General features: G+C 69.1%; 17 protein-coding genes and 1 pseudogene. 11 read left to right on the top strand and 7 right to left on the bottom strand.

Going from position 1 to position 16,959, the window contains the following annotated elements:
- Positions 1–15: 15 nt before the first annotated feature.
- Positions 16–837, bottom strand: a complete 822-nt coding sequence (locus tag KME66_RS15000) for an AfsR/SARP family transcriptional regulator (RefSeq protein ID WP_216322810.1) — start codon at positions 835–837, stop codon at positions 16–18.
- Positions 838–1,040: 203 nt separating this feature from the next.
- A complete protein-coding gene (locus KME66_RS14995; RefSeq protein ID WP_216322808.1) occupies positions 1,041–1,958 on the bottom strand; it encodes a LysR family transcriptional regulator in 918 nt (305 codons plus the stop codon).
- A gap of 185 nt (positions 1,959–2,143) precedes the next feature.
- Between KME66_RS14995 and KME66_RS14990 the strand changes: the two genes are divergently transcribed.
- On the top strand, positions 2,144–3,598 hold the full coding sequence (locus tag KME66_RS14990; protein WP_216322805.1) for an MFS transporter: 1,455 nt from the start codon (positions 2,144–2,146) through the stop codon (positions 3,596–3,598).
- A 20-nt stretch (positions 3,599–3,618) separates the two neighbouring features.
- Here KME66_RS14990 and KME66_RS14985 read toward each other — a convergent pair whose 3' ends face one another.
- A complete protein-coding gene (locus KME66_RS14985) occupies positions 3,619–4,248 on the bottom strand; it encodes a response regulator transcription factor (RefSeq protein ID WP_216322803.1) in 630 nt (209 codons plus the stop codon).
- Between the two features lie 657 nt (positions 4,249–4,905).
- On the opposite strand from KME66_RS14985, the gene KME66_RS14980 reads away from it, so the two are divergent.
- Both KME66_RS14980 and KME66_RS14975 read left to right on the top strand, forming a co-directional pair.
- Positions 4,906–6,294, top strand: coding sequence for a cation:proton antiporter (locus KME66_RS14980; RefSeq protein ID WP_216322799.1), 1,389 nt, complete (start codon positions 4,906–4,908; stop codon positions 6,292–6,294).
- Positions 6,295–6,354: 60 nt separating this feature from the next.
- Complete coding sequence (locus KME66_RS14975) at positions 6,355–6,699, top strand: putative quinol monooxygenase (protein ID WP_216322795.1); 345 nt, start codon at positions 6,355–6,357, stop codon at positions 6,697–6,699.
- Between the two features lie 478 nt (positions 6,700–7,177).
- Here the strand turns inward: KME66_RS14975 and KME66_RS14970 are convergent.
- A pseudogene (locus tag KME66_RS14970) lies at positions 7,178–7,264 on the bottom strand (IS5/IS1182 family transposase); the annotation flags it as partial.
- 810 nt (positions 7,265–8,074) lie between these two features.
- On the opposite strand from KME66_RS14970, the gene metG reads away from it, so the two are divergent.
- Positions 8,075–9,796: a methionine--tRNA ligase gene (metG, locus tag KME66_RS14965; protein ID WP_216322792.1), complete on the top strand. Its 1,722-nt coding sequence runs from the start codon at positions 8,075–8,077 to the stop codon at positions 9,794–9,796.
- A 41-nt stretch (positions 9,797–9,837) separates the two neighbouring features.
- On the opposite strand, the gene KME66_RS14960 is transcribed toward metG, so the two are convergent.
- The 3 genes from KME66_RS14960 to KME66_RS14950 form a co-directional block, all read right to left on the bottom strand.
- Positions 9,838–11,238 (bottom strand): MGMT family protein, encoded by a 1,401-nt coding sequence (locus tag KME66_RS14960; RefSeq protein WP_216322789.1) that lies wholly within the window; start codon positions 11,236–11,238, stop codon positions 9,838–9,840.
- 408 nt (positions 11,239–11,646) lie between these two features.
- Entirely contained in the window at positions 11,647–12,348 is a 702-nt protein-coding gene (locus tag KME66_RS14955) for an HAD family hydrolase (RefSeq protein ID WP_216322786.1), read from the bottom strand.
- Entirely contained in the window at positions 12,338–13,204 is an 867-nt protein-coding gene (locus KME66_RS14950; protein WP_216322783.1) for a GntR family transcriptional regulator, read from the bottom strand. Before KME66_RS14950 ends, KME66_RS14955 begins: the two co-directional genes overlap by 11 nt.
- A 504-nt stretch (positions 13,205–13,708) precedes the next feature.
- Here KME66_RS14950 and KME66_RS14945 point away from each other — a divergent pair.
- Genes KME66_RS14945 through KME66_RS14915 form a run of 7 tightly spaced genes read left to right on the top strand, consistent with a single transcriptional unit; the run spans position 13,709 to position 16,900 of the window.
- On the top strand, positions 13,709–13,969 hold the full coding sequence (locus KME66_RS14945) for a DUF6284 family protein (protein ID WP_216322780.1): 261 nt from the start codon (positions 13,709–13,711) through the stop codon (positions 13,967–13,969).
- Complete coding sequence (locus KME66_RS14940; protein ID WP_216322777.1) at positions 13,969–14,265, top strand: DUF6303 family protein; 297 nt, start codon at positions 13,969–13,971, stop codon at positions 14,263–14,265. Before KME66_RS14945 ends, KME66_RS14940 begins: the two co-directional genes overlap by 1 nt.
- Positions 14,262–14,591, top strand: coding sequence for a hypothetical protein (locus KME66_RS14935; protein WP_216322772.1), 330 nt, complete (start codon positions 14,262–14,264; stop codon positions 14,589–14,591). The genes KME66_RS14940 and KME66_RS14935 overlap by 4 nt, the downstream gene beginning before the upstream one ends.
- Positions 14,588–15,598 carry a DUF2637 domain-containing protein gene (locus KME66_RS14930; protein ID WP_216322771.1) on the top strand — a complete coding sequence of 337 codons (1,011 nt, stop codon included), beginning with the start codon at positions 14,588–14,590 and terminating at the stop codon, positions 15,596–15,598. Before KME66_RS14935 ends, KME66_RS14930 begins: the two co-directional genes overlap by 4 nt.
- Positions 15,595–16,104 (top strand): hypothetical protein, encoded by a 510-nt coding sequence (locus KME66_RS14925; protein WP_216322769.1) that lies wholly within the window; start codon positions 15,595–15,597, stop codon positions 16,102–16,104. The genes KME66_RS14930 and KME66_RS14925 overlap by 4 nt, the downstream gene beginning before the upstream one ends.
- A complete protein-coding gene (locus KME66_RS14920) occupies positions 16,101–16,448 on the top strand; it encodes an RRQRL motif-containing zinc-binding protein (protein ID WP_216322767.1) in 348 nt (115 codons plus the stop codon). Before KME66_RS14925 ends, KME66_RS14920 begins: the two co-directional genes overlap by 4 nt.
- The gene (locus KME66_RS14915; protein WP_216322766.1) at positions 16,445–16,900 is read left to right on the top strand and encodes a hypothetical protein; all 456 of its coding nucleotides are present in this window, start codon (positions 16,445–16,447) and stop codon (positions 16,898–16,900) included. Before KME66_RS14920 ends, KME66_RS14915 begins: the two co-directional genes overlap by 4 nt.
- Positions 16,901–16,959: the final 59 nt, after the last annotated feature.

Here is a 16,959-nt window from a genome sequence, read left to right as displayed (position 1 = left end):
GGGGATTTTCGTCCGTCAGGCCGCGAAGCAGTCGAGAAGGGTTCCCCCTTGGGACGGGAGATTCTCAAGGGTGGGATCGCCGCTGAGAATCGCGCCGTGCAGCCGGTTCAGCCGGCGTGACGGGTCGATGCCCAGGTCCGCGACGAGGGTGCCGCGCAGGCGGGCGAAGACCTCCAGGGCCTGGGAGCGCCGGCCGGCCCGGTACAGGGCGATCATCAGTTGGGCGTGCAGGTTCTCGTCGAAGGGGTTCTCCGCCGCCAGATCTGTCAGGTCGCCGAGGACGTCGAGATGGCGGCCCTGGCGGATCTCGGCTTCCATGAGCTGCTCGACGGTGATGGTCCTGGAGTTGTTCATCCTGGTCACATGGGCCTGGAGGAGGGATCCCGTGCATACGTCGACCAGGGCGGGCCCTCGCCACAGGTCGAGGGCCGACCGCAGAAGCAGCGAGGCCGTGGCGCTGTCCCCCGACAGGAGCGCGTGCCTGCCCCGGGCCGAGAACTCCTCGAAGCGCCGGTGTTCCAGGACGCCGGGATCGACCGTGAGGCGGTATCCCCCGTGGAACGTCTGGAGGAGGTCCTTCGAGTCGATCGGGGTGCCGCCCTCGGTGAGGTGGTTCGAGAGCTTTTGCCTGAGCCGGACGATATAGGTCTGCAGGGTTATCTTCGTGCTTTGCGGGGGAGCCTCGCCCCATAGTTCCCGCACAAGGTCCTGCAGCAGTACCACCTGATTGCTGCGGACCGCGAAGAGGGCGAGCATTTGCCGGATCTTCGGCGCCCCGGGAGTCGCGTCTTCTTCATTGATTCGGAATCTGAATGGGCCAAGGGTGCCTATTTCCATCTGCCCTCCGCACACAGTCCTTCGCCGGTCGGCTTTGCGTGACTTCAGGTGTGGAATTTAGGCAGCGCCTCAAGCGGTACACAAGCGCGTGACACGAAGGTGTGTTCGATGGGTATCGGAGGGCGTATGCACCGTGATCCCCAGGGGTGCACTCAAGGGCGTCGACCGGCGGCGGCCCGGTGTCGATCAGAGGTGCCGAACCGTCAGGCGACCCGCTCGGGCGCCAGGTTCTCGAAGGCGGAGCGCGCGGTGGCGAGGAAGGCCGGCACGCTCGGGCGCAGCTCTGACCTGCGCAGCCAGGTCATCGTGACCTCGGTCTGGGAGACGCCGTCGCCCGTCACGGGCACCGCGGCCACCTCTCCGCGTGCCGCGGGCCCGGCCACCGCGATCTCGGGGAGCAGCGCGCAGCCCATGCCCGCCGCCGCGCACTGGCACAGCGCCGCCATGCTCGCGACCTGGGTGTCGACGACCGGCGCGTCCGGCCCCAGGGAGCGGATCAGGTTGTCCAGCATCTCCCGGAACCCGCAGCCCTCGGGGGTGGCGAGGAAGGGTTCCCCGCGCAGTTCGGACCCGCCGATCCGCGAGTACGAGGCGAGCCGGTGCCCGACGGGCGTGACCACCATGAGCCGGTCCGTGGTGAGGCTCTCGCTGGCCAGGAGCTTGTCCTCGGGCGCCTTCCCGAAGGTGAGCGCCACATCGACCTCGCCGCGCCGCGCCCACTCGTAGAGCTCGCCGCGGCCACCCTCGCGCAGGGTCACCTGGACCCGGGGGAAGAGCTGCCGGTAGCGGGCGAGCACCATGGGCAGCCGGTGCGCGCACAGGGTCTCCAGTCCGCCGACGACCAGTCGGCCGCCCGGCTCCTGGGCGTCGCCCTCCACCGCGGTCAGCGCCTCCCTTTCCAGGAGGAGCATCTGGTCGGCGTACTCGACCAGGCGCTCGCCGGCGGGAGTGAGGGACAGCTTGCGATGGGCGCGGTCGAAGAGCTTGGTGGAGAGGCTGGCCTCCAGGGCCTGGATCTGCTCGGTGACGCTCGACTGGGCGTAGTTCAGCTCTGCGGCGGCCCGGGTGAAGTTGAGCGTGCGTGCCACCGTGCTGAACGTCCGGAGGTGACGCAGTTCCACGGCTTCCGCCCTTCTGATCGGCCCCGCCGATGGTCGTCATCGGAAGAGCCCGCTTCTGCAGGCGCCTTCCCCCTGCAAGGATTCCAGCTATCGCCCTTCGCCCACAACCGGTCTCGGCGATATCTCATGCTGCCGTTTTGCGGCCTTCGTTCACAAAGAACCCGTACCTCCTTGGGAGGACAGCCATGTCCAGCCAGTCAGTCCACCCGACGAACTCCGCCCGGCCGTCTCCCGGAGACCCACCCGGAAGTACGGAACCCGCCTCCGGCCGCTCGAACGGCCTGCTGCTTCTGGGACTGTCCCTCGGCTACTTCATGGTGATGCTGGACACCACCGTCGTCACGGTGGCCCTGCCCGCCATCGGCGAGGACCTGTCGGGTTCGCTCAGCGGACTGCAGTGGGTGTCCAACGGGTACACGCTCACCTTCGCCGCCCTGCTCCTCACCGCCGGGGCGCTCTCCGACCGCTACGGCGGCCGGAAGGTCTTCCTGACCGGCCTGTGGCTTTTCGCCGCCTTCTCCGGCGTGTCGGCGGTGGCCGGCTCCATGGGCGCGCTGATCGCCCTGCGGGCCCTGCTCGGAGTGGCCGGAGCCCTGCTCCTGCCCACGTCACTCGCGATCATCGCGCACGCCTACACCGATCCGCCGGCTCGCGCGCGTGCCATGGGCACGTGGGCCGCGATCAGCGGTACCGCGCTCGCGGCGGGTCCGCTGGTCGGCGGCGTGCTCACCGACGTGCTCGGCTGGCAGTCCATCTTCCTGCTCAACGTCCCGGTCGCGCTCGTCAGCATCGCCATCACCATGAAGCACGCGCCTGCCAGCCCGCCCAAGCCGTCCAAGGGAGTCGATCTGCCAGGGCAGGTCGCCGCGGTTCTGGCCCTCGCCGGCCTGACGTACGCGCTCATCGAGAGCCAGCCCGAGGGCTGGGGATCACCCCAGGTTCTCGGCGGCTTCGCGGTGTTCGTGGTGGCGGGGGCGCTGTTCCTGTTCGCCGAGCGCCGCGAGGAGACAGAGACCCACGCCCCGATGCTGCCGATGTCCATGTTCCTCAACCGGACGCTCTCCGCGGGACTGTTCGCCGGTCTCCTGGTGAACTTCGGACTCTCCGGCGTGCTCTTCATCCTGTCCCTGTTCTTCCAGGAGGCGCACGGCTACTCGGCCTTCACCGCGGGTCTCGCCTTCCTGCCGCTCACACTGCCGACGGCCTTCAACCCGATCTTCACCGGTCGCCTCGTGGGCAGGATCGGCGCCCGCAAGCCCGCCATCGCCGGATTCCTGCTGATGGGCGCCGGCGTGCTGATCCAGTCGACGGCCACCTCGGACTCCACCCTCTCGCTCGTGGTGATGTGCGTCGGCCTGGCGATCCTGGGGTTCGGCGTCTCCTTCGCGATCCCGCCGCTGATGACCGCGGTCGTGGGCTCGGTCGCCAAGGAGCAGTCCGGCATCGCCTCCGGTGCGCTGAACTCGGCGCGCCAGACCGGCGCCGTCCTGGGCGTCGCCGTTCTGGGAGCGGTGATCGGCGGCGCGACGTCGGTCGCCTCCGGCACCCGCGTCGCGCTGGTGGTGGCGGGTGTCGTCCTGCTCGCCGGCGCGGGAGTGGTCGCCGCCTGCATCGGCCGTGCCGCACGGACGGACGTGTGACCGGCGGCGCGCGAGGGGCTTCAGAAGAACTCGGCGGGTCTTCGGACGGAGATCAGGGAGGCCGCTCTGGCCTTGTTGACCGCGTCGATGCGTGAGACGGCGCCGAGCTTGCCGAAGATGTTGCGCAGGTGCCGCTTCACCGTGGGCTCCGACAGTCCGAGTGAAGCGGCGATCTGCGCGTTGCTCATCGCGCAGGCGGTCAGGTCGAGCACCTCCCGTTCCCGCTCGGTCAGCCGGACGCCGCTGCTCTGCCCCGTGGTGTCGATCAGCGCCTCGGGCGGAACGGAGAGGAAGACCCGGCTGTGGCTGTCACGGCAGGCGCGCACGGTGGCGATCACTTCCTGTCCCGATGCGGTCCGCAGGAGATAACCGCGCACTCCGACGCCGAGCAGCTCCTGTACGAGACCGAACGGGGCGTGAGCGCCCAGCACCACCACGGCGGCCTGGGGCGCCGCCTGCCGGAGGCGTCGCACCGCCGTCGCCACGCCGTCGGCGTCCCGGATTCCGAGCAGGACGACGTGCGGGCTGCAGCCGGTGACCAGGGAGAGCGCCTCTGTCATGCCACCGGTGTCGCCCACGACCGAGATCTCCGGGGCGTCGGCCAACAGCCTGCAGAGTCCTTCCCGGAAGAGGGCCTCGCCGTCGATCACCAGGACCCTGGTAACCAGGCGTTCAACAGCGGTCGGCGGCGGAGTGCCGGCATCCGAGCGCACCGGATCCTGAACTGAGCGAACCTTGTCCATACTCTCCTCGGATCTTCCGGACAGCGCGAGGACGTGGACGTGTACGGCCCAGCCTCGTCGGGGTGGATCGGGTGCGCAGCCGGCGACGTATGAGCGACAGACGTCACTGTCTGTTTCGCCTGGGAAGTCGGAGCAGGTGATAAAGGCGGCGCCTCAGTGCGCCGACACACGGGGCACACGGGGACCGGTCCGGTTATCCGGAATCACGTCGCCAGTTGCCGACCTGCATAATCCCCCGATTCATCTGGCCAAGGTCCTCTGGAGACGCAACTCGCCCTGGCCTCCGTGACGCTATCAGCCGCATGTGTGACACAGGTAATACGTAAGCAAAAAAACTGATGGTACGCCGCTGAGCTGCACCTTTGCCCGGTCTGGGAGGTAACGCCGCGTGCGTGCCATTCCGGTGGAAGCTGTTGGATCGATGGCTTGTTTTCTCCTTGTATCTCCGTGGCCCGGGTGAAATAGCCGATCCGATCAAGTGGCGCAAGTGACTCGCATGCGATCCGCAGTGGCGGCCGTTCATCCTCGGGAAGCGAATCTGAAGTCGTCGAAGCGGGGGGATCCGTGCCGCACGAAATCTATTTGGCGGCTGTCGCCGACAAGAACCTGGCGCTGGTGCTGAAAGTTCTGCCTGCGATCGTCGTCATCATGCTGGCGTCGGCGGTGTGCGGTCGTCTCGCCCTGCTGGTGAAGCAGCCCCGTGTGCTGGGGGAGATGATCGCAGGCGTTCTGCTCGGCCCCACGTTCTTCGGCGCGCTCTTCCCGGATGCCCAGAAAGCCGTCTTCCCGGTCGAAGTGAAGCCGGTCCTCTACGTATTGAGCACGATCGGGCTGACCGTCTTCATGTTCCTCGTCGGAGCGGGCATGGACCACGGATCGGCCTCCGGGGCGAAGCAGGGAAGACAGGCGGCGATACTCGCGACCTCGGGCGTGGTGCCCTCGCTCCTCCTGGGGGCCGGAGCCGGCTACCTGCTCTACGACCGCCTGTCGCGTTCCGACGTGAGTGAGCTCGAGTTCGCCTTCTTCATCGGCGGGGCCCTCTCGATCACGGCCTTCCCCATGCTGGCCCGGATCCTCTACGAACGCCGTCTGCAGAACACGGTGCTCGGTCGGATGACGCTGCTCGGCGCTTCGGTCGACGACGCCGCGGCGTGGTGCTTCCTGGCCGTACTGAGCGCGGTGCACGCCAAGGCCGGCGTGTGGCACGCGTTCCGGACCATCGGGCTCGCGGCCCTGTTCGCGGCGTTCATGCTCCTGGTCGTGTCCAAGTGGCTCCGTCCGCTGGGCAACTCCGTCGAGAGGACCGGAAACTTCGGATTCGACCAGATGTACCTGGTGATGGGCATCGTGGTCCTGGCGGGCTACTTCACCGACTACATCGGGATCTACTCGGTCTTCGGCGGCTTCGTCGCGGGTCTGGCGATGCCGCGGAACCCGGCGTTCCGTGAGGCGCTGCTCAGCCGGATGATGGATTTCGTCTGTGTGCTCCTCCTGCCCATCTTCTTCGCCTTCTCCGGGCTGAACACGCGGCTGAACGGTCTGGTGGGGTGGGGGATGGCGCTCCCGTTCCTGTTGATCCTGGCAGCCGGCTTCGCGGGGAAGTACTTCGGCTGCGCGTTCGCGATGAAGGCGGCCGGGTTCTCCTGGCGCGAGTCCTACGCCGTCGGCGGCCTCATGAACGCGCGCGGCCTGATGATCCTCATCTTCATCAACGTCGGACTGGCGCAGGAAATGATCACGCAGGACGTCTTCTCGCTCCTGGTGCTCGTCGCGGTACTCACCACGGCCGCGGCGATGCCGCTGTACCGGTGGGCGCTGCCCGAGCGGATCGAGAAGCAGCTGGGCGCCGCGGACGGAACGCAGACCGGGCCGTCGTCCGTCACCGCCGCAGGGCCGGACCAGGACATCCCGGTGCCCGGACACCGGTCCCCGGCCGGGTTCCCCGCCGGCTGATCCACCACCCCGAAACCCGAGTTCCCGTCACGCACCACCACCGAACCGAGGAGCAGCACCATGAGGGAAACCGTCATCCGCACCGACGACGGGACCGTCGCCATGATCAACGTGTTCGACGTCGAGCCCGAACGCCAGCAGGAGCTCGCCGAGGTGCTGAGCGAGGGCGCGGAGAAGCACATCCGGCACCGGCCGGGGTGCGTCTCGGTGAACATCCTCTGCAGCAACGACGGCAAGCGGCTCATCTACTTCGCCCAGTGGCGGAGCAAGGCGGACATCAAAGCGACCATGTCGGACCCCGACTGCCAGGTCTACCGGGACAAGGCGGCGGAACTCGCCAGGCCCGACGCACACGCGTACTCGGTTTTCGCCGTGCACCACCCGGAGCCGGACACCCTGGGCTGACGTCCGCCGGTGGCGTACCGCCGCGGCGTGCGAGACCGCGCCGCGGCGGTGCCGTGAGGCCGCGAGGCCCGCCGGCGCTCACGGCCCGCCTGCGGCGACGGTCATCGCTGCCGTGACGGTCCCCTGGAACTGCCGGTATCCGCCTCCGCGCGGGAGCCCGGGTCCACCCCGTGGGCCGTGAGGGCCGGGACGTCGGCCGCAGAGCCCGGGGCGAGGGCCTCGGCGCGTTCCCGCCGACGACAACTCCTGGCGGAGCGCTTCACGCAGCCGCTGGTACCGGGCGGTCGAGGAGGGCGTACACCTGGAGGCCGTCGTTCTCGTCGTCGAGGTGCGCGTTGGGACCGTGCAACTCCGCCACGCGTACACCCCGGTGCGGCGCATCTCGACCTGTCGGCCGACGCCTCGTCGTACGCGACGTGTTGTGCCGAGAGCCGCCCTCCCCGGGGGCCGGGGCTGCTCGTAAGCCCGATCCGAAGCGGGCCCTGGACCTGATCAGGAACCTGCGGTGGGCCGTCGACTTCGACATGCCGAAGCCCGGCGGCAGCGCCCGCCAGGCGCAGCCGCTGGATCAGGCTCCACTCGCCCGTCAACGGCCGACCACGCACAAGGGCGTTGTCAGTGCGGGCACTTAGAGTCTCCAGTGCGCGGTCGGCTTCCGGGGGTTCCAGCTCTGAAAGGAATGGTTGCATCCCCGGCCTGTCTGGGGGCGGCCCGGAGAACGGCCGGGACCCAACCGACGGTCGGGCTTTGTCGATGGCCAGCAGATGACCTGCCAGAGCCGACCGCGCATCATCTCCTCCTGGGGACACCACCTGATCCGTAGCGCTACAGAGATCGGTCAACAGAGGCAAGAGAGAACGCCGTTCGGCCTCTCGGTTCGCCGCCGTGCGAACGACCTCGACGCGCCTTGTGCCGCGACTGCTCGGCGGCTCGCACCGCCAACGGGAGCCCGACGCACCCCTGCCCCACGACGACGAGCGGAGCCCGCGGGGCGTGTGCTTCCTGGTCATGCGGTCCACCTCGCCGAAAGGGAGAGCTGGCCGAAAGGGAGAGTTGAGGGAGCGGGGACGTATACGTGGCGCGGGACCCGCGATGGGCGGTAGCCGTAAAGTGGGGCGCGCCTCGGCCGTACGGGACTCGCTTGGCCGCCTGTCCCGGACGGCCGAGTGCAGGTCGGGTGCGGCACGGAGGCCGGGGAAACCCGCAGGCCGGCCCAACCCCCGATTCGATACGATGACGGCGGCCTGCAGCCTTGTTCCGTCACCGTGTGTGACGCGTGCGATCGGAAAGATCGCATCGACTGCGGCCTCCCTACCTGGGCCCGCCGTGGCAGTGGCACCGGCGCCGCAATGCGTACGAAATGGAGCATCCAAGGATGGCTCGACACCTGGTAACCAGCGCGCTTCCCTACATCAACGGGATCAAGCACCTGGGCAACATGGTCGGGTCGATGCTTCCGGCGGACGTGTACTCCCGGTACCTCCGCCAGCGTGGTCACGACGTCCTCTACATCTGCGCCACGGACGAGCACGGCACGCCGGCCGAGCTGGCCGCCAAGGAGGCCGGACTCTCGGTCGCGGAGTTCTGCGCGCAGGCCCACGACGCGCAGAAGGCCGTGTACGACGGCTTCGAGCTGGCCTTCGACCACTTCGGCCGCAGCTCCTCGCAGCAGAACGTCGAGATCACCCAGCACTTCGCGCGCAAGCTGCACGAGAACGGCTTCATCGAGGAGCGCGCGATCCGGCAGGTGTACTCGCCGGTCGACGGCCGGTTCCTCCCCGACCGGTACGTCGAGGGGACCTGCCCGCACTGCGGTTACGACAAGGCGCGTGGCGACCAGTGCGAGAACTGCACGCGCGTCCTGGACCCGACCGACCTGCTGGACCCGCGCTCGGCGATCAGCGGCTCCACGGAGCTGGAGGTCCGCGAGACCAAGCACCTCTTCCTGCTCCAGTCGAAGCTGCAGCACGAGGTCGAGGCGTGGGTGGCGCGGCACGAGGCCGACTGGCCGCAGCTGTCCTCCTCCATCGCCCGCAAGTGGCTGACCGAGGGCCTGCACGACCGGGCGATCACCCGCGACCTGGACTGGGGCGTGCCCGTCCCGGCGGACACCTGGCCGGAGCTGGCGGCCGAGGGCAAGGTCTTCTACGTCTGGTTCGACGCCCCGATCGAGTACATCGGCGCGACGAAGGAGTGGGCGGACGCCGCCCCGGACAGCGAGAGGCGCGACTGGAAGTCCTGGTGGTACGAGGCCGACGACACCGTCCGCTACACCCAGTTCATGGCGAAGGACAACGTCCCGTTCCACACGGTGATGTTCCCCGCCACCGAGCTCGGCGTGCGCGAGCCGTGGAAGAAGGTCGACGTCGTCAAGGGCTTCAACTGGCTGACGTACTACGGCGGGAAGTTCTCCACCTCCCAGAAGCGCGGCATCTTCACCGACGCCGCCCTGGAGACGCTCCCGGCCGACTACTGGCGCTACTTCCTGATCGCCAACGCCCCCGAGTCGGACGACTCCTCCTTCACCTGGGAGCACTTCACCGCCACCGTCAACAAGGACTTGGCCGACACCCTCGGCAACTTGGTCAACCGCGTCCTGTCCTTCTCCCGCAAGCGCTTCGGCGACGAGGTCCCGGGCGGGCACACCGCCGGCGAGGCGGAGGCGAAGCTGGGCGAGGAGATCGCACGACTGCTCGGCGAGTACGAGGAGCAGATGGAGGCGCTCCAGTTCCGCAAGGCCGCCGCCGCACTGCGTGCCCTGTGGTCCGCGGGCAACTCCTACCTGGAGGAGAAGGCACCCTGGCTGGAGATCAAGACCGACGCCGACGGCGCCGCACTGACGCTGCGCACGGCGATGAACCTGATCCACTTGTACGCGGTCGTCTCCGAACCCTTCATCCCGGCCTCGGCGGCCGCCATGCGGGGCGCCTTCGCCCTGACCGCCGACACCGCGACCTGGGTGACGGCCGAAGAGGCGAAGTCCCTGGCCTCGATCCCGGCCGGCACCCCGTTCACGGTCCCGCCGGTGCTCTTCGCGAAGATCACGGAGGAGGACCTGGAGTCCTACCGGGAGCGCTTCGGCGGATCCGAGGCCTGAGCAAGGGACGGTCACGATGGGCTGAGGGCTTCGAAGGGCTCTCAGCCGTCGAGGACGTGTCGGAGCTCGTCCTGGCGCAGGCGCTGGTCCGGATCGGCGGTGTCCCCATCGAAGCGCACGCCTTCCCTGATCAGGAGGGATGCGGCGGTGTCCGTACGCGAGGGGTCGGGCCACTGGAAGCCGGGGCTGACCTTCCCGGCGGCCGTGAGGACACGCCAGGGGTTGGGGCATCGACCGCAGGTGCCGAGGTGCTGACCTATGGGGACGGCATGGCTCCCGACCGCCGCCGCCAGGTCGCCGTAGGTGGTCCATCGCCCAGCCGGGACACCGCTCAGCAGAGTGTGCAGCCCGGTCCAGTCCTTGCGAGTGCCGCTGAGCTGCCTGGCCAGCCCGGTGAGGTCGGCCCCTGCCAGCGTGGCCCATGCGTCGGGGTCGACGTCGGCGGGCACATGGGCGGTGTCCACGTCCCACCACGTCGTTCCCTGTATGCCGTCGGCGGTGCGTCCGGTCACGCTCGTGAAGATGTGGTTGGCCAGCCCGGTAGGGGAGTAGGAGGCTCCGTCAGCGTCCCAGACCAGTGGCTTGGCGGTGTCATTGGTCCAGGTGGCGGCTGCCCGGCCGGTGTCCTGCGCCACCCACGCCCGGATCTCGGCGCGGATCGCTTCCGTCACACCGTGGCGCGGTGTCATTAGCAGCCTAGTCCCATCAGGCAACAGGCCCGCACCGACAAGCACGTGGACGGCGTTGCGTGAACGCGAGCGTTCCTGCAGCTTCTTGGCCGCCGCCTCGCCTTCGACCCGGGTCGGGGTGAGCGTGAACTCCTCGACCTCCGGGGTCGGATAGACCTTGGTGAACCCGGCGACGATATGCCCTTCCACCCGCCACAGGCCGACCTGGACGAGGTCGATGTCGATGCCCATCTCCGAAAGCCAGACGACGGAGTGGGTGACCTGCTTGGGGAAGTCGGCGGCGATGATCACCTGCCGGGGCCGCTGGAGCAACGCCGGGCTCCACTCCCCGTCCACGTGGTCGAGCAGCCGCTGCCTGCACGCGCCGATGTCGAGGGTCTGCCCCCTGCGCGACAGGAAGTCGCGGTGTGCCTGAGTGAGGGTGTCGAGGTCGAAGCGGGACACCAGGGCGGCGTAGGTGATCGCCTGGAGGTGCACGTCCCGGTCGGCCGTCCCCCGCTTCAGCTCGACGACGACGAGGCGCCCGGTCGCGTCCAGCCCGAGCACGTCCAGCCGGTCGCGGGCCGGCACTCCGTCGGTGTCGGCCCACCGGTCGTACTCCGCGGTGACCACGAGCACCGACTCTCCGGGCACCTGGGGATGGGCGATCACCCATTCCTGGAGGTGCTGACGCTCCAGCAGGCTCTCGGCGGCGAGCCCGGTGCGCGATATCGGCGTGGCCGTCCGGCCGTCCACGGTGAAGAGATGATCCACGATGCCCCCTCGTGCGCCCGGCGCGGTGCGTCGGACGACCAGAGCGTACGCGGGCGGGGTCCCTCTACGAGGGCTATCTCGCCGAATGATCGAAACGCCGAACCGCTGCGGGAGCCAACGCGAAGCCGGATCCGAAGGTGGGCTACCGAACGGTCCCAGGCCCCCCGAAACCACTCAGGGGCCCGACCCGCGATGCGGATCAGGCCCCTGACCTGGTGTTTCAGCTGTCGGGGTGGCGGGATTTGAACCCACGACCTCTTCGTCCCGAACGCTATTCAGGGGGCTGCCAGGCTGGTCAGCTTGGTCCCGTGCTGGGCAGATGCGGCGTCGGCCTGTCCGTGGGCGTCCATGCTCGTCCGCCCTTGATTGAGTGCGTTGGCCCCCCGTTTGGCCCCCCGAGCGAGGGGGTCAACGCGCAAGGGGCGGCGTCAGAAGGGCCTCAGCGACGGTAGCCATGGCCGTGACGATCGTCCTAGCCCCCGCGGCGGCGAGGCTTGCCTCTTTGCCTGGCTTGTTGGCGAAGCCGATCGCCATGGAGCCCGCCCGCGCGGCGGCCTCGATGTCGGTAGTGGAATCACCGATCAGCGTGCAGGCGCTCGCTTTGACGCCAAGGTCCTTGGCAGCTCTTTCGAGAGAGAACGGCGAGGGTTTCATGAGGTCAGGGCGGTTCGGGGAACGGCCGATCACTTGGTGAACGAATCGATCGAGGCTGTGAAGTGCTAGGAATTCCCTCACGCACGCCGCCGAGTTGTTGCTCACGATCGCGACTCTTCGGCCGGACGCGTGGGCCGCACGAAGGGAGTCCATTGCGCCCGTGACGGGGGCACCCGCAGCCTTCACCGCCGAAACTTCCGCCGACGTGAGTGCTTCTTCGATTCGGCGCACGGCAGCCTCGCCGACGCGGGGTGCCAATCGCAGCACCTCCATCGGGTCGTCCGTTTCGAGGGCCCGTTTGCCAACCGTCGCGTCGATCTCGGCGAGCATGGCGGCCAGTTCTCGTGCAACACCAGGTGCGGGGTGCCCAGCGAACACATCGCAGACAGGCCCGTCGAAGTCGAAAAGCACGCCGCTGGTAGCGGCGACGGTCGCGGCGAGGCTCTCAGACGCCATAGGGGTCGAAGTCCCTTCCAATGGTGCTCCAGACGCTCTCGAACCAGAGGCGCGCCTGTTCGACTTGCTGTGCGCCGCTGGTCCCGTCTCCCTCGTTGGTCGAGTAGTGGAACAGCGCGGCGTCTGCGCCCACCAGGTCGTAGATGTCGATCGCTTCCCCTCCTGCGGACACCTTGTTCGGGCGGATGGGGTAGTACCCGAAGAACGCGTCTCCCTGGTTGATGACGTAGAGCTTGAAGAACTGCGTTCCGCTGTGAATCCGCACGCTGACAGCGGCCTCTTGGACCAGACCGAGGTGCTGAAGTTCCCCCACGGCGTTGGAGATGCTTCGGGTGAAGCCGACCATCATGTCGTGCATGCGGGCTCGGAGACGGGGGTCGTCAGCGCCGTCACTCCGACGTACCGGGGCAGCCTGAGGCACGGCCATGTCCGGCACCAGGATTCGGATGTTGATGCTGGTCGGCGTCAGGCGGCCGACCCGGATCTTGTCGATCGGTTCCTGTAGGGCTCCATGCAGCGTCTCGCTGGAGAAACCCGCGAAGTCGATTGAGACGTTCGGGCTAGCGAAAGCCTGCTCGACGTAGGGCCGCAAACCGGCCGGCCGCTCGGTCCGGTTACGGACGTACACACCGCTTCCCTTGCGGGAGACGACCAGCCCCTCATCCTCCAGGTCCCGCAGTGCGCGCTGAATCGTCGCCCTGGCGAACCCATACAGATCGGTGAGGTTCTTATGCGACGGCAGCTTGTCGCCAGGGGCGAGCCTCCTCGTCCGAATGGCTGCGGCAAGGCTGCTCGCGACCTGCTCGTAGGGCGGACGGTTGTCGTCCGGGTCCAGCGGTTCGGGCGTGAAAGTCATGCCTCGATGCTACGCCCAAAACTCATGATCAGGGCAGCCAGGCTAGCCAGATGTTGACATGGCTAGTCATGCTGGCTACGTTAAGGGCAGCTCAACCGGGCTAGCCAAGTTGATGGTCCGGTGAGCTGAGCCCTTCTTTGGGCTGCTTCGACCTGTACGACCGGGCGTCACCTCTTCGGATGTGACGCCAAGGGGCCCGGGAAAGATCGGGCCGAGGGTCCCGGATCCCTGGTCAACCGGAGGGCTTAGACCGAAAGGTCACGTCTCCATACGCCTGCACGGGAGCTCGTGTTCCCGAAGGAGACACCCGTACGTTCACGACCATCCGCAGTGCCCATGACCGCTGCGGCCGGTTGCCTCCTCCGCCCGTCCAGTCCGCTTCACGCGGTGCTGCACGGGCGGGGCTGAGGGGAGCCGGATTGCTGGTTCCAACGGCGAGAACCCCCGGAGCTGGAACTCCGGGGGTTCGTGTTGAGCCGTTCCTGGCTGAGAGGAACAGACCCAATGAAGAGCATCGCAGCACTTCAGGCGGCCGTTACCGCCGCCGCCCCGTTCGACGGTGAGCCGTCGGACGCGGAGCTGGACGCGATCGAGACGGAGATGCCGCTGATCCTGGCGGACGTCGACCTGCTGGACGCGCAGATCATGACCATCGACCGGGCGCCGACGGAGCTGGATGAGCGACGTATCCGGCGGGCCCGCCGGCGGGTGCTGGCCGCTCGCCGCGACCTGGCCAACACCGCCGCCGCCGGGGAGGTGGCGTGATGACGCTGCTGCCCGAGGCCCGCATGGTCCTGGACGCGTCCGGGACCTGGAAGCTGTTCGTCCTGACCGGCTACGAGCCGCGAGAGTGGCCGGTCCACGGCTTCCACCGCGCCGAGCCCGTCCCGACCGTCCCCGAGCGCGACGCGGTCCTGGCCGCTCTCGGCTACGCGGCCCGGGACGGGGCGGAGTGGAAGTGGGACGCCACCCCCGCACCCCGGCGGCGGCTGTTCGCCAAGATCCCCGTGTGCCCGGTGGCCGACCGTTCCGCGGTGACGTCGTCGGGCGGTGCGGCATGAGCGCACCGACGATGAGCGGGCTGTCCGCTGCGGTCACCGTCCTGGCCTCACTGATGGACCGGTTCCCGGACCTGCCGGCCGTCGACGTCCACGTCTCCACCGTCTTCCCCGACCAGGTGGAGCTGTCGGCGCACAGCGGCCTGGCCGCGTTCGAGGCGTGGCGGGAGGCCCTGGGTATCGAACCCGGGGCTGTTGTTCACCGCGTTCAGAGCGGGGGCACCACCCGCGTCCTGGACGCTCAGACCGTGTTCACGGGAATCCGGTTGCGCCTGGTCGGCTACGCCGAGATCCCGGCGCACGTGGCGGGTGTGGGGGTGGCGTCGTGAACGCTGTTCAGATCCGTTCAGCGGAACGCGCCCTGTCGGTCGGCACGTGGCTGATCGTGGGCGGGGCGATGCTGTTCTCCATCCTCACGGTGACCCCGCTGATGGAGCGGCACAGCCCGCAGGGGTGGGAGTGGACGGCCCCGATCCTGCCGCTCGTCGTGGACGCGGCGGTGGTCATCGTGGTCCGCCTGGACTCGGTGCTGGCAGCGTTGGGCGGGCACGGGGGCCGGTGGCCTATCGCTCTGCGGTGGATGACCGGGGCCATGACCCTGGCCCTGAACGTCGCGGATTCCGCGTTGAAGAAGGACCTGGTCGGGGCCGCTGTCCACGCGGTCGCACCGCTCCTTCTGATCGTCACCGCAGAGACCGGGCTCGCCTACCGGCGGGCCATCACCACCGCCCAGAGCACCCGCGAAGCACAGCTCAAGGCCGAGCGGGCCGAGCGCGAGCAGGCCGCCACCGAGCGCCGCGAAGCACAGGAGCGGCGGGTCCGTGAGGAGCGGGAGCACGCGGCCCAGTTGGCGCGTGAACAGCGTGAGCACGAGGCGCTGATCGCCCGTGAACAGACCGCCCGCGAGGACGCGGTACGGCGTGAGGAGCGCGAGCGGGCGGAGGCGCGGGAGCGGGCCGAGCGTGAGGCCCGTGAACGCCGTGAGCAGATGCGTGAACAGCAGCAGGCCGAGCGTGAACGCCTTGAACGCGAGGCCGCCCAGCGCCGCGAGCTGGAGGCACGGGAGCGGGAAGCCCGTGAGCGCCGTGAGCGGGAGCGTGAACAGCAGCAGGCCGAGCGTGAACGCCAGGCGCTGCTGGCCGCCGGCCCCGCCGTGGAGAAGCAGGACGAGGTCCGGGCGCGGGCCACGGTCCGGGCCGCGTTCGACGCCGGGCTGCCCATCCGGCAGGCCGCCGAGCTGTGTGGCTGGTCTGTCGGCTGGGCGACTGCCCGCTACCAGGAACACCGCGACACCACCACCGCCGCCATCCCGGACCTTGAGGGAGCCACCGCATGATCACCCTGATCCGCACCCGCACCCTGAGCATGCTTCGCGACAGCCTCACCAAGGCTGAGGCGGAGGCCCAGACCGCCCGCACTGAGGCGGAAAAGTGCCTGGAGCAGAGCGGGGACATGCTCGACTTCCTCACCCGGGCGGACGACGTGGCGGAGGAGCTGCGGGCCGCACTCGACCAGGCGAAAGCCGACGCTGCCCGTCTTGAGGGTGAGCTGGAAACCTTCCGGTCCCAGTCGCTACTGGACACCGAGGACCGCCAGGCCCTGCGCACGCTGCTGCGCACCACCCGCAAGCAGAGCAACCGGGCGGACCGGGTCTACGTCCTGTTCCACTACGGACGCCTGCACAGCATCCACCCCACCGTCGAAGCGGCAGAGATCGCCGCTGAGGCCGAAGGAGCCCCGCGCTCCAACTGGACCACCCACGCCCCCGGGGCAGCCCTGCCTTCGGCCTCTGAGGTGACCTGGCGCGTCCAGCCCTTGCCCTTCGGCACCACGACGTCGTGAGCACGCTGCCGTGCTACCGGTGGCGGCTTGCCCCGGACGGGTTGGCCACCCGCCGTCAGCTCCGCGCGCTGGGGTTGCGGCCGGGTGGTCAGGACGTCGTCGCGGAAGTCCACCGGCCCCGGCGACGCCGGGGGCCGCTGGTCGCCTACCTCTACCGGGTTGACCGGGCCAAGCCCGTACGCCCCATGACCCCGGCCCGCACCGCCGCGCTCGCTGCGGCGATGCGGGCCCGCCGCACCTGCCCCAACTGCCGCCGTGACGTCGGGTACTGCATCCCGCGTTCGCTCGGCATGTGCGTCACCTGCCACGACACCCCGCCGACCAGGAAGGACACGCCCCCATGACCCCCGCCGAACACGTCCTGCCGACCTGGCCCACCGCCCCGGCCGCCCCCACCACCGGCACGGTGCAGCTCCACGCCGAGCGGGCCGGGACGGTCGTCTACGTCCCCGGCCCGGACGGGAGCATGGTGGCCGTGCTCCGCGAGCACCTGCCCACCACCCCCGTCATCCACCAGCCGCGTGACCTGACCCCGCAGCCGTTGTTCGATCCGCGCGCCCAGCGCATCGCCGCCGGCGGACTGCTGGCCGGTGGTGCCGGGTGGGGTGCCGGTCAGGTCCTCCTCGGTGCCGGTCAGCTCGTGAGCGCTGCCGCCGGTCTCGGGTCGCTCGTGATGTGGGCCGCCATCGCCGTCGTCGCCTCCCGCATCGCCCCCACCGTCCTCGGTGCCGGGCGGCCCGCGACGGTGCACCACACCACCGTCCACAACCGGTGGTTCGGCCGCTCCACCCACTGAAATCGTCCAGCGCCCCGCAGAGCGATCGGGGCCCCTTCCGGGTGGGTCGAGACCCCCCG

The organism is Streptomyces sp. YPW6, assembly GCF_018866325.1.
Lineage (GTDB): Bacteria > Actinomycetota > Actinomycetes > Streptomycetales > Streptomycetaceae > Streptomyces.
This window is presented reverse-complemented; position numbering and strand designations above follow the sequence as displayed.